This window comes from Micromonospora sp. NPDC051300, from assembly GCF_044455315.1.
GTDB lineage: Bacteria > Actinomycetota > Actinomycetes > Mycobacteriales > Micromonosporaceae > Micromonospora > Micromonospora robiginosa.
In genome coordinates this window covers 255,564-268,054 of sequence record NZ_JBITEP010000003.1, presented here as the reverse complement: position 1 = coordinate 268,054, position 12,491 = coordinate 255,564, and the positions used below count along the sequence as shown (strand labels likewise).

The window sequence follows — 12,491 nt, the reverse complement described above, 5'->3', positions numbered from 1 at the left end:
GGGCGGTGACCCCAGCCTCCCCGTCCGGCCGGTCCGGTTCAAACGATTTACCGCGTTCCGGTCAGGTCTGGGCGACCCGGCGGACGATGCCGAGCAGCGACTCCTGCACGTCGGCGATCGGCCGGTCGGGCTGGAAGACCAGCCAGTCCACCGCCACCACCAGCCCGACGCCGAATAGCGCCGAGCTGGCGGTGCGGACGTCCAGGTCGTCCGGCAGGTCGCCGCTGGCCACCCCGGCCCGCACGGTCTCGGCGATCACCTCGATCGCCTCGCCGCGCAGCAGCCGCAGCGTCTGCTGCCACTCCCGGTTGGTGCGCCACATCTCCGAGAGCAGGAGCTGGGCGAACGCCCGGTAGCGGCGGATGTAGTCCAGCTCGGCGCGGACCAGCGCGGCGAGCGCCTCGCGGGGCGGCAGCCCGTCGACGGCGGCCCGGAACTCGGTCGTGAGCAGGCCGATGCCGTGCCGCAGCAGCTCCTCGAAGAGGACGGTCTTGGACTCGAAGTTGTAGTAGACCGTCCCCTTCGCCACCCCGGCACGGGCGGCGATGTCGTCCACCGTGGTCGCCGAGAAGCCCTGCTCGGCGATGAGGTCCACCGCCGCCACGAAGAGGCGTTGGCGGGTGTCCTCCCGCCGGCGCGTCCGTCCGTCCGTCACCGGCCCATCCTCACATGGTCAGTTCGGGGTGCAGCTTGGCCGGGGTGAGCCGGCGGGACCGGCGCGCCGAGCCGACACTCAGCGCCAGCGCGCCCAGGCCGAACGCGAGCAGCACCAGCGCGCCGGTGACCACCGGTCCGGCCGGGCCACCGTTGATGGTGTGCCGCAGGCCGCCCACCACGTACGTCATCGGCAGCCAGGGGTGGATCGCCTGGAAGAAGCCGGGCGAGGTCTCGACCGGGTAGGTGCCGCCGGACGAGGTGAGCTGGAGCATCAGCAGCGCCAGCGCGGCGAGCCGGCCGGCCGGGCCGAGCGCCACGCCGAGCAGTTGCATGACCGCGGTGAACGCCAGCGAGGCGAGCGCGAGCAGCCCGAACGTCGCCGCGCCGTGCCGCGGGTCCAGCCCGAGGGCCAGCGTGACCACGGTGTAGAGCACGGCGACCTGGGCCAGGCCGATCGCCGCGGCGGGCAGCCAGCCGGCGAGCACCACCCGCCAGCCGGCCGCGCCGGACATCACGTGACGCCTGTTGACCGGCCGCAACAGCATGTACGTGATCATCGCGCCGACCCAGAGCGCCAGCGCCAGGAAGTACGGGGCGAAGCCCACCCCGTACGAGCCGGCCGGGTGCTGCGAGTCGCGGATCAGGCCGACCGGGTCGGCGAGCACGTCGGCGCGGCTGGCCGCGTCGTCGTACCCGGGTAGTTCCTTCTCCCCGGCGGCGAGCCCGTCGGCGAGGTCGCCGGCGCCGCCCTCCAACTTGGTCAGCCCGTCGGCCAGTGTGGTGCTGCCGCTGCCGAGCTGGTTGAGGCCGCCGTCGAGCTGCCGGGCGCCGGTGGAGAGCCGGTAGAGACCGCCGCGGAGCTGGTCCGCGCCGGTCGAGGCGTCGCCGAGTCCGTCGCGGAGCTTGGCGCTGCCCTGGGCCAGCGTGCCGAGCCCGGCGGCCAGCTCGTCGACCTTGGCGCGGGCCGACGCGACGTCGTCGGCCAGGTGCGGCGCGGCGGCGGCCACCTCCCGGGCCGTCTTCGCGACCTCGGTCATCTGCTTCTTCAACGCGGCCAGGTCGGTCTTGTCCAGCGCGGACCGCAGCGCCTTCGCCTGGGTGACGGCCTGGCCGGCGGCCTTGCGGGCGGCGACGAGGTTCGGGTCGTCGGCGAGTTCGGGGTGGTCCTTCGCGACCGCGTCGAGCCGGTCGGAGATCTCCTCGGCGAGGCCGACCACCTCGTCGGCCTTGGCCGGCAGCGCGTCCAGGCCGTCGGCGAGCTGTTGCGCGCCGGTGGCGACCGCGGTGGCGGCCTGCTGGATCCGGTCGGCGTTGCGGCGCAGCACCGGTTCGTACCTGTCGGCGGCGGCGTCCACCTTGGCGGCGGCGGCCTTCGTCTCGGTGGCGGCCCGGCCGGCGCCGTCGGCGAGTTGGGTCGCGCCGGTCTGCAACTGGTCGAGCCCCTTGGCGAGCTTGTCGGCGCCCTGGACCGACTGGTTCAGCCCGCCGGCGAGCTGCCCGGCGCCCTTCTCGGCGTCGCCGAGGCCGTCGGCGAGCTGCCCGGCGCCCCGCTGCGAGGTGCCGAGCCCGTCGGAGATCTTGCCGGCCCCGTCGGCGGCGCGGCCGGTCTCGGCCTTGGCGTCGGTGAAGCCGATCAGCATCTTGTCGAAGTACGAGGCGGCGGCGCTCTCCGCGGCGGCGGCCCGGATCTCGCTGAACGCCGAGCGGGCGAGCAGCCCGGAGAGGTAGTTGGTGGCGTCGTCGTTGACCACCTTCAGCTCGCCCTGCCGGGCGGTCCGATCCGGCTCCGGGCCGGCGGCCAGCGTCGCCGAGAAGTCGGCCGGGATGGAGAAGACCAGGTGGTAGCGGCCGTCACGCAGACCCGCGGTGGCGTCGGTCTGGTCGGTGACGGTCCAGCCGAAGACCTTGCGGTCGATCAGTTCGTCGGCGAGGTCCCGGCCGGCGTGCACCTCGGTGCCGTCGCTCGCGGTGGCCGGCCGGTCGGCGTCGACGAGCGCGACCGGGATCCGGTCGAGCTTCCCGTACGGGTCCCAGAAGGCGTAGAGGTAGAGCGCGCCGTAGAGCAGCGGAACCACGGTGAGCACGGCGAGCGCGGCACGCGGCAGCCGGCCCCGGGTCATCCGGCGCAGCTCGAACAGGGCGAGTCGCAGCACGCTCACGCGGGCACCTCCAGGGCGGGCAGGGCGGGGGCGGGCAGCGCGGGGTTGCCGACCCGGTGCACGGTGGCGGCCACCCCGTCCTCGACGGCGCGGGCGCTGGCGATCACCGCGTAGCCCTGGCCGGCGAGGCGTTCCAGCGCGGCCCAGATCCATTCCCGTTCCGGGCGGTCGGCGCCGGCGTCCACGTCGTCGGCGACGATCAGGCTGGGGCCGCCGAGGCTGGCCAGGACCAGCCCGAGCACCTGGCGGTCGACCGGGGTGAGGTCGCGGCCGTAGCGGTCGGGGTCGAGCGGGGCGTCGGTGAAGCCGGCCCCGGCGATGGCGGCGGCGTAGGCGTCGCGGCGGTAGGCCCGCCGGGCCCGCAGCGCGGCGACCGGCACGAGCTGACGACGGCGGCGCGGCACCGGGCCGAGCAGCAGCAGGCGTTCGGTGATGTGCTCGGCGACGGTGAGCGTCGGGTCCGGCTCGTGCACGCCGGCCACCTGGCCGAGCGCGGCCGGGCCGCGCCGGCGCAGCTCGCCGTGGCTGTGCGGGAATCGGCCGGCGAGGGCGAGCAGCAGCGAGGTGCGTCCGCTGCCGGGCGGCCCGGTCACCGCGTGCAGCTCACCGCCGGCGGCGGTGAGGTCGACGTCCCGGTAGACCCAGCCGCGCCGGGTCCGCAGCCCCAGGCCGCTGGCCTCGACGATCTTCATCCCACCCGCTCCGCTATCTAGACTGACTGGTCAGTGCAAAAACATGACCAGCATAGCGCCGGGTGTCCGGTTCGACGCAACGTGGAGAGAGGGTGATCCTCAGAACAGGACGGTGGCGAGCGTGCCGACCGGGCGGAAGCCGCAGCGCTCGTAGACCCGGCGGGCCGGCAGGTTGAAGTCGTTGACGTAGAGGCTGACCGTGGGCGCGACCCGGGTCAGCGCGTCGCGGACCACCGCGGCCATCGCGGCGGCGGCGATCCCCCGCCCCCGCCACTCCGGGGCCACCCAGACGCCCTGGACCTGCGCCGTGCGGCGGGTCACCACGGCCAACTCGGCCTTGAAGACCACCCGGCCGTCGACGAACCGGGCGTAGGCCCGGCCGGCGCGCACCAGCTCGGTCACCCGCCGCCGGTAGCCGCGGCCGCCGTCTTCGGCCATCGGCGAGACACCGACCTCCTCGGTGTACATCGCCACCGCCGCCGGGAAGAGCCGGTCGACCTCACCGCCGCGCACGCGGCGCACCTGCGGGTCGGGCGCCACCGGCGGCGCCGCGTCCGTGGCCAGCAGCGGCTGGTTCGGGCGTACGTCCCGAGCCGGCCCCCAGTGCGGGGAGAGGCGGTCCCAGAGACCGAGCACCGCGTCGGCACGGCCCACGATCGAGGAGCAGAGCCGCTCCTCCTCGCCCAACTGCTCGGCGAACGCGGCGACCGCCGGCTCCGAGGCGAGCACCGGGGTCAGGTTGCCCCCCAGCCAGCAGATCGACTCCAGGTTGCGGCGGGAGCCGTAGCCGAGGATCCGCGCCTCGGCCCGCCACCAGGCCAGCCCGCGCGCCGCCACCCGCTCGGCGACCTGCGCGCCGGCGTACGGGTCGAGGTCGAGCAGCCGCTCGACCGCGCGACGCTCCGACTCCCCCAGTTGGCGTACCGGCATCGTGAGCACGGTTACCAGCCTGCCAGACGCACCCCGGCGCGCGCGGGCCGACCGGGCACCCGACCAATCTGCGTCGACGCCTTGTCGGCGATGCATTGCCGATATATCGTTGATGCATCAGCGATGGTCCGACAGAAGGAGAGCCCGATGGGTTTCCACCGACACGTACACGCGCTCCGCGACGAGATGCACCGCCACGGCGGCTTCGGCTTCCCACCCGTACCCCCGGGGCCGCCGCCGTTCCCGCCCGGACCCCACGGCCACGGGCGCGGCCGGGGTGGTCGCGGCGGCCGGGGACGCCGGCCGAACGTGCGCGGGGCCGTGCTGGCCCTGCTCACCGAGCGGCCGATGCACGGCTACGAGATGATCCAGGAGATCGACTCCCGCACCGGCGGGGCCTGGCGGCCCAGCCCCGGCTCGATCTACCCCACCCTGCAACTGCTGGAGGACGAGGGCGTCATCGCGACCGCCCCCGACTCCGACGGCGGGCGCAAGCGGTTCGCCCTCACCGACCAGGGGCGTGCCGAGGCGACCGAGGCGGCACAGACCCCGCCCTGGGCGGAGTTCGCCGAGCAGACCGTCAACAGTTGGCACGACATCCGCGACGCCGGCACGCAGGCCATGAACGCGCTGCGGCAGGTGATGACCACCGGCACGGACGACCAGCGCGCCCGCGCCGCCCAGGTGCTCGACGAGACGCGACGCAAGCTCTACGCCATCCTCGCCGAGTCCGAGTGAACACCACCCGAACGGCACACCGACCGGTGTGCCGTTCGGCGTAACGCACGGTCACCAGCGCGTGCTCCCGCATCACGCCGTCATCGCGGGCCCCTCCGGCACGACGCACCACCACCGGCACGCGCCCCCACCGCGTCACGCCGTCATCGCGCGCCCCCTCCGGCGGCGCAACGCACGGTTACCAGCGTGTGCTCCCGCATCACTCCGTCGTTGAGGAGCCGCCCGGCCGGAGCGAGCGGCACCCGGGCCAGGGCGGCAGCCCGCTCCGAGTCATCGGCGTTCACCCGATCGACCGCCACCGGCCCGTCGCACCCCCGGCGTGACCCCGACCACTCGGCCGTCGAGCAACCCCCGGCGTGATGCGTCACGCCCCGTGTCGCCACGCCGCCCGCTCGCCCGGGCTTCATCGATCTTGGAGTTGTGGCGCCCCGTTTGCCGGATTCACTCCCCTATCGGAGGTGCCACAACTCCAAGATCGGCGAGGGACCGGGGTGTTTTGGGAGCAGCGTTCCGATGGGTGGGAGGGGTGGAGATCTTGGTAGGAAAGTGCCCCCGGAGGGGCCATTTCGTACCAAGATCTCTGAGCCGAGGAGCCGAGGAGCCGAGGGGCCGAGGGGCCGAGGGGCCGAGGGGCCGAGGGGCCGAGGGGCCGAGGGGCCGAGGGGCCGAGGGGCCGAGGGGCCGAGGGGCCGAGGGGCCGAGCAAGCGAGCAGGCGAGCAGGCGAGCAGGCGAGCAGGCGAGCAGGCGAGCAGGCGAGAGCACGAGACCCGACAGCCCGAAGCTCAAGAGCCTGGCATCCGGGCAGCCAGGGAGCCGGGAGCAGCCGCGCAGGATGTTCGGGCTCGCTGCCTGGGCGGGTTGCCCGGCCGACGACCTGTCGATGGACTCGTCCGCTGCGTCGCGTCCCCACCGGGCGCGACGGGTGAGGCGCCGATGAGATCGAGGATCAGGGCCACGGTGCCCGGCTAGTTTCGCCGCGGCGCCTCGGTCCGGAGACGCCGCCTGCGGGCGCCTCGGTCCGGAGACGGCGCGTGCGGCCGACCCGACGAGGGGACGGCCGCACGGCGATACGGAGAACGGTCAGTGCACGGTGACGGTGGCGCCGCCCGGCACCAGCTCGCGCAGCTCCTCGGGGATCTCGGCGCCCATCTCGTCGGCGATCCGCAGCGCCTCCTCGATCAGCGTCTCCACGATCTGCGCCTCGGGCACGGTCTTGACCACCTTGCCCTTGACGAAGATCTGGCCCTTGCCGTTGCCGGACGCGACGCCCAGGTCGGCCTCGCGGGCCTCACCCGGACCGTTCACCACGCAGCCCATGACCGCGACGCGCAGCGGCACCGGCAGCCCTTCCAGGCCGGCGGTGACCTCCTCGGCCAGCTTGTAGACGTCGACCTGGGCCCGGCCGCAGGACGGGCAGGAGACGATCTCCAGGCCGCGCTCGCGCAGGCCCAGCGACTCCAGGATCGCGTTGCCGACCTTGATCTCCTCCACCGGCGGGGCGGAGAGCGAGACCCGGATCGTGTCGCCGATCCCCTCGGCCAGCAGCGCGCCGAACGCGACCGCCGACTTGATCGTGCCCTGGAACGCCGGGCCGGCCTCGGTGACGCCCAGGTGCAGCGGGTAGTCGCACTTCTCGGCGAGCAGCCGGTAGGCGCGGATCATCACCACCGGGTCGTTGTGCTTGACCGAGATCTTGATGTCCCGGAAGCCGTGCTCCTCGAACAGCGAGCACTCCCACAGCGCCGACTCGACGAGCGCCTCGGCGGTGGCCCGGCCGTACTTGGCCAGCAGGCGCTTGTCCAGCGAGCCGGCGTTGACGCCGATCCGGATCGGCGTGCCCGCGTCGCCGGCAGCCCGGGCGATCTCCTTGACCTTGTCGTCGAACTGCCGGATGTTGCCCGGGTTCACCCGCACCGCCGCGCAGCCGGCGTCGATCGCGGCGAACACGTACTTCGGCTGGAAGTGGATGTCGGCGATCACCGGGATCTGCGACTTGCGCGCGATCGCCGGCAGCGCCTCGACGTCGTCCTGGGACGGCACGGCCACCCGCACGATCTGGCAGCCGGAGGCGGTCAGCTCGGCGATCTGCTGGAGCGTGGCGTTGACGTCGGCGGTCAGGGTGGTGGTCATGGACTGCACCGACACCGGTGCGCCGCCACCGACCGGCACCGAGCCGACCATGATCTGGCGGCTGGCCCGGCGGGGAGCCAGCGGCGGCGGCGGTACGGGGGGCATACCGAGACTGACAGCGGTCACTTCAGGCACTCACCTTGAGAAGAGCGTGATCGGGTTGACCACGTCCGCGGTCACGGTGAGCAGCGTGAACACGCCACCGACCAGGATCACCGCGTACGTGAGGGGCATGAGCTTCAGATAGTCGACGCGACCCGGGTCGGTGCGGCCGATCCGGGCGTAGAGCCAGGACCGGGCGCGCTCGAACCAGGCGATGGCGATGTGGCCGCCGTCCAGCGGCAGCAGCGGCAGCAGGTTGAACACGCCGATGAAGAAGTTCAGCGACACGAACAGCATGAAGAACACCAGCCAGGCGTTGTTCTCCACGGCCTCGCCGCCGAGCCGGCTGGCGCCGACCACGCTGATCGGGGTGTCCACGTCCCGCTCGGCGCCGGTGATCGCGTTCCACAGCGCCGGCACCTTCTCCGGGATGCGCTTCATGGCGTGGGCCGTCTGGACCGCCATGTTGCCGGTGAAGTCGGCGGTGGCGCCGAACGCGGCGACCGGGCCGTACTCCACGCGGGTGGGGGTGCTGGGCTGGAGCGCGACGCCGAGCGCGGAGACCGCGGAGGTCGCGCCCTTCGGGTCGTCCAGCGGCGGGCGCTGCACGGAGGCCAGGTCGACGGTGGCGGTGGCCGGGTTGCCGTCGCGCAGGTAGGCGACGGTGGCCGGGCCGGGCTGCGTGCCCCGGACCACGTCCAGCATGTCGCCCCAGGTGGAGACCGGCCGGCCGTTCACCGCGGTGATCCGGTCGCCGTCCTTGAGCTGGGCCTTGCCGGCCGGGCTGGCCGGGTCGGAGGCGGTGCAGGAGCGGGCGGCGTTCTCCACGACCACGCACGGGGTGAGCGCGATCACCGCCGGCTCGGCCCGGAAGCCGGCCTCGGTGGTGGGGAACTTCGGGTTCGGCAGGCCGGCGCTGACCGCGATGATCCAGAGCGCCACCAGCGCGATGGCGAAGTGCATGGCGGAGCCGGCGGACATCACGATCGTCCGCTTCCACACCGGGTAGCGCCACATGGCGCGCTTCTCGTCCCCCGGCTCGACGTCGTCGTCCTGCGGCGTCATGCCGACGATCTTGCAGAAGCCGCCGAGCGGGATGCCCTTGACGCCGTATTCTGTCTCGCCGCGCCGGAAGGACCAGAGCGTCGGCCCGAAGCCGACGAAGTAGCGGGTGACCTTCATCCCGAACGCCTTGGCGGTCAGCATGTGCCCCGCCTCGTGCAGACTCACCGAGATGAGGATCGCCAGGGCGAACAGCACCACCCCGAGCAGATAGCTCATCGAGCTCCTTCCACCGACCCGACGATGATCTCCTGGGCGTGCGCCCGTGCCCACGACTCGGCGGCGAGCACGTCCTCGACGGTACCTGGTTCGTCGAAGTCGGGAGCGTCCTCCAGCACCCGCTGGAGGGTGTCGACGATGCCGAGGAACGGCAGCCGGCCCGCCACGAAGGCGGCCACGCACTCCTCGTTCGCCGCGTTGTAGATCGCCGGGCGGCAGCGCCCGGCCTCACCGGCCGCCTTGGCCAGCGCCACGGCCGGGAACGCGGCGTCGTCCAGCGGGGCGAACTCCCAGGTGTGCGCCGTGGTCCAGTCGACAGCGGTGGCGGCCCCGGGCACCCGGTCCGGCCAGCCGATGCCGAGCGCGATGGGCAGCCGCATGTCCGGCGGACTGGCCTGGGCGAGGGTGGAGCCGTCGACGAACTCGACCATCGAGTGGATCACCGACTGCGGGTGGACCATCACCTCGATGTCGGCGTAGGGCACGTCGAACAGCTCGTGCGCCTCGATCACCTCGAGCGCCTTGTTGACCATGGTGGCCGAGTTGATCGTGACGACCGGACCCATGTTCCAGGTCGGGTGCGCCAGCGCCTGCTCCGGTGTGACGGCGGTCAACTCGTCACGGCGCCGACCCCGGAACGGGCCCCCGCTGGCGGTGACCACGAGCCGGCGCACCTCACCCCGGGCGCCGCCACGCAGGCACTGCGCCAACGCCGAATGCTCACTGTCAACAGGAACGATCTGCCCCGGTCGGGTCACCGCGGCCTTGACCAGCGGGCCGCCGGCCACCAGCGACTCCTTGTTGGCCAGGGCGAGGGTACGCCCGGCGCGCAGCGCGGCAAGCGTCGGCGGCAGGCCCAGCGAGCCGACCACGCCGTTGAGCACCACGTCGCATGGCCACTGCGCCAGCTCGGTCATCGCGTCCGGACCGGCAACGATCTTGGGAAGCTTGAAGTCGCCGGTGGCCCAGCCGCGCCGGCTCGCCTCGGCGTAGAACGCGAGCTGGAGGTCCTGCGCGGCGGACGCCCGGGCCACCCCGACCGCGTCCACGCCCAGCTCCAGCGCCTGCGCGGCGAGCAGCTCCACGTTGCCGCCGCCGGCGCCGAGGGCGACCACCCGGAACCGGTCCGGGTTGCGCTTGACGATGTCGATGGCCTGGGTGCCGATGGAACCTGTCGAGCCGAGCAGCACGAGGTCTCGGGGAGTGGTCACCCGCCCATTGTTCCCCAGCGCCGCCCGACGCCTCACCCGGCCTGTTCCGGCGCCTCCTCGCCGAGCAGGTCGCCCGGGTCGACGGTGAACTCGAACGGCTGCCGCATCACGAAGGGAGTGCCCGCCGCCGCCGCGGCCAACGGCCGGTAGTCGCCGTCGACCAGCTCGAACAGAGCGATGGTGGGCACCCGGTTCCGCAGATCGACCCGGAGGAAGTAGGGCACGCCGACGGCGGCGTACTCCCGTGGCCGGTCGATCACGTCCTTCCGACGGTTACCCGGGGAGACGATCTCGCCGAGCAGAACCGCATGACGAATGTCCATCGTTGTTCGTCCGCCCCCGGGAACGTCGAGGATGACGATGTCCGGGATGAACAGGTCTTTACCCGAGACGACGTTGCTCTCCAGGTAGAGCCAGAGCTTGGCGCGTCGGGCGGCCTGCTTCAGCAGGTAGGCCAGGTCGAGTTCGGCGTCCTGGTGGTCATAGCCGGCATGTGGTGTCACGATCACGCTTCCGCTCAGGACCTCGACCTTCGGGCCGTTGGTCTCCGGTAGGAGATCGAGGGCGAGCTGCGCGGTCCACGGCTCGTCGTGCCAGCGGAGCACGTCGAACGACGGCTCGGCGGGCCGCGGTGCCGGCTCGGGCGCGAATGCGGCCTGGGCCATCGGGCTCACCCCCTCAGCGGGTAATCGTGCTGTCACCCACCCTAGCGGCGCTGCCCCGTTCCGCCCGGCTCGCACACGGTGTCCGTCCCCGGTTCATGGACGGGACCCGGCCGCGGGCGACGTGAGGCGCTCCAGGTGACTCAGCGGCAGGTGCGGCGGCTGCCACTCCAGGAACAGCGCGGTGGCGTCGTCGTCGAGCTGGTCCTGCTGGTACGCGAGGACCGCGCGCACCAGGCGGCGCATCGTCTCCGGGCTGGGCAGCCGGTCGTTGAGGGCCCGCTCGACGAAGTCGACCAGCCGGTCGAGGCCGAACCGTTCCCCGTCGTCGCCGCGCGCGTCGGTGATGCCGTCGGTGTAGGCGAGGACGCGGTCGCCCGGGTGCAGCGCCTCCTCGTGCACCCGGGGACGCCTCGCCGACAGGTTGCCCAGCCCGAGCGGCAGCATGGTCGGCCCCGGCAGTGCCCGGATGGCCTTGCCGTCCCGCAGCAGCATGGCGCCGGGGTGACCGGCGTTGATGATCCGGAGCAGCCCGGTCCGCCGGTCCAGCTCGGCGAGCAGCCCGGTGGCGAACAGGCCGCGGTGCTCGGAGCGCACCCACCTGTCGATGCTGATCGCGGTGTCGACCAGGTCCAGACCGGTGCGCCGGGCGTTGCGGTACGCGCTGACCACGAGCGATGCCAGGGCGCTCGCCTTGATGCCGTGCCCGCAGGTGTCGAACAGCCCGACGCTGAGCACGTCGCCGTTGAGCGCGTAGTCGAAGATGTCCCCGCCGACGTCGTAGCAGGGTTCGAGGATGGCGGTGATCACCAGGTCGTCGGTGGCGAATGTCAGCGGCGGCAGCAGCCCCCACACGACCTCGGCGGCGACCTGCATCGGAAGGCGGCGGCGGATCCGCTCCACGACGTCGCCGTAGAGCCGGCGGTTCACCAGCACCTGGGCGACGGCGATCGCCACCTCCCAGGCCGGCCGCTCCAGCGCGGGGTCACCGGCGCATGGCGACACGACCTCCAGCACGCCCAGCCGTTCGCAGCCGAGCAGCAGCGGCACCCAGAGCCGGTCCGGGTGCTCGGGAGCGCGCTGGACCTCCAGGCCGGTGAACGCCCGACCGGCAAGCGTCGACTCGATCGTCAGTTCGCCCCGGGCCGGGCCGCCGTCGAGCAGGGGCACGAGCGAGGACTGCGTGTAGTCGGCCAGGTAGACCACCATCTCGGTGGCGCCCACGGCCGGCGCGGCCCGACTGACCAGGAGCGACAGCTCGTCCGGCCCGCCCCGGGGTGCGTTGAGGTGCAGCCAACGCGCCGCGTCGCCGCCGTCGACCACACCGCACCTCCCCATGTCTCCACCACCGTAGGGAGGCCGGCGGCAAACCGCCAACGAGCTAGCCGGGGCGGTTCAGGACGAAGGTCTCCAACTCGGCGCCGCCGTACCAGTCGGTGCGGACCCCGAGGTGGGTCATCCCGAGCCGCCGCGCCACGGCCACGGACGGCTCGTTGCCCGCCATCACCACCGCGTACACCCGCTCGGTGCCGGTGGCGAACTCCCGCTCCAGCACCGCCCGGGCCGCCTCGGTGGCGTAGCCGTGGCCCTGGGCGTCCGGGTGCAGGTGCCAGCCGACCTCCAAGTCGTCGGTCGGGGTGACGCCGTCGCGGCCGGGCAACGGCTTGAGCAGTACGCTGCCGGCCGCGCAGCCCGCCGCGCGGGGTTCGACCGCCCACAGGCCCCACCGGCCGTCGTACGGAGCGTTGCGCGCGCGCCAGGAACGCACCCGGTCCAGCGCCTCGCCGGGCTGGGTCAACCGCCCCTTGCCGCCGCCCAGCCAGCGCATCACCTCCTCGCGGGAGTAGATGTCGTAGACCCGGGCGAGGTCGTCGGGTGACTCGGTCCAGTCCCGGACCACGAGCCGCTCGGTCGAGGCGATCATCATG

At 73.2% G+C, this 12,491-nt stretch carries 11 protein-coding genes; 1 reads left to right on the top strand and 10 read right to left on the bottom strand.

Annotation, left to right across the window (positions count from 1 at the left end; genetic code table 11):
• Positions 1–61: 61 nt before the first annotated feature.
• The 4 genes from ACIA5A_RS06295 to ACIA5A_RS06280 form a co-directional block, all read right to left on the bottom strand.
• On the bottom strand, positions 62–655 hold the full coding sequence (locus ACIA5A_RS06295; RefSeq protein ID WP_396756993.1) for a TetR/AcrR family transcriptional regulator: 594 nt from the start codon (positions 653–655) through the stop codon (positions 62–64).
• A 10-nt stretch (positions 656–665) separates the two neighbouring features.
• Positions 666–2,816, bottom strand: a complete 2,151-nt coding sequence (locus tag ACIA5A_RS06290; protein WP_396756991.1) for a YhgE/Pip family protein — start codon at positions 2,814–2,816, stop codon at positions 666–668.
• Positions 2,813–3,508, bottom strand: a complete 696-nt coding sequence (locus tag ACIA5A_RS06285) for an ATP-binding cassette domain-containing protein (protein ID WP_396756989.1) — start codon at positions 3,506–3,508, stop codon at positions 2,813–2,815. The genes ACIA5A_RS06290 and ACIA5A_RS06285 overlap by 4 nt, the downstream gene beginning before the upstream one ends.
• A 99-nt stretch (positions 3,509–3,607) precedes the next feature.
• Entirely contained in the window at positions 3,608–4,447 is an 840-nt protein-coding gene (locus ACIA5A_RS06280) for a GNAT family N-acetyltransferase (RefSeq protein WP_396756987.1), read from the bottom strand.
• Positions 4,448–4,585: 138 nt separating this feature from the next.
• On the opposite strand from ACIA5A_RS06280, the gene ACIA5A_RS06275 reads away from it, so the two are divergent.
• Entirely contained in the window at positions 4,586–5,176 is a 591-nt protein-coding gene (locus ACIA5A_RS06275; protein ID WP_396756985.1) for a PadR family transcriptional regulator, read from the top strand.
• A gap of 1,081 nt (positions 5,177–6,257) precedes the next feature.
• On the opposite strand, the gene ispG is transcribed toward ACIA5A_RS06275, so the two are convergent.
• From ispG to ACIA5A_RS06245, 6 genes are all read right to left on the bottom strand, one after another.
• Positions 6,258–7,433, bottom strand: coding sequence for a flavodoxin-dependent (E)-4-hydroxy-3-methylbut-2-enyl-diphosphate synthase (gene ispG, locus ACIA5A_RS06270; protein WP_181572203.1), 1,176 nt, complete (start codon positions 7,431–7,433; stop codon positions 6,258–6,260).
• 9 nt (positions 7,434–7,442) lie between these two features.
• Entirely contained in the window at positions 7,443–8,690 is a 1,248-nt protein-coding gene (locus ACIA5A_RS06265; protein WP_396756983.1) for a M50 family metallopeptidase, read from the bottom strand.
• On the bottom strand, positions 8,687–9,901 hold the full coding sequence (gene dxr, locus ACIA5A_RS06260; RefSeq protein WP_396756981.1) for a 1-deoxy-D-xylulose-5-phosphate reductoisomerase: 1,215 nt from the start codon (positions 9,899–9,901) through the stop codon (positions 8,687–8,689). Before dxr ends, ACIA5A_RS06265 begins: the two co-directional genes overlap by 4 nt.
• A gap of 32 nt (positions 9,902–9,933) precedes the next feature.
• Positions 9,934–10,566 carry a Uma2 family endonuclease gene (locus tag ACIA5A_RS06255; protein ID WP_396756979.1) on the bottom strand — a complete coding sequence of 211 codons (633 nt, stop codon included), beginning with the start codon at positions 10,564–10,566 and terminating at the stop codon, positions 9,934–9,936.
• Positions 10,567–10,659: 93 nt separating this feature from the next.
• Positions 10,660–11,901, bottom strand: coding sequence for a PP2C family protein-serine/threonine phosphatase (locus tag ACIA5A_RS06250; RefSeq protein ID WP_396756977.1), 1,242 nt, complete (start codon positions 11,899–11,901; stop codon positions 10,660–10,662).
• A 43-nt stretch (positions 11,902–11,944) separates the two neighbouring features.
• Positions 11,945–12,490, bottom strand: coding sequence for a GNAT family N-acetyltransferase (locus tag ACIA5A_RS06245; RefSeq protein WP_396756975.1), 546 nt, complete (start codon positions 12,488–12,490; stop codon positions 11,945–11,947).
• Between the last annotated feature and the right edge of the window lies 1 nt (position 12,491).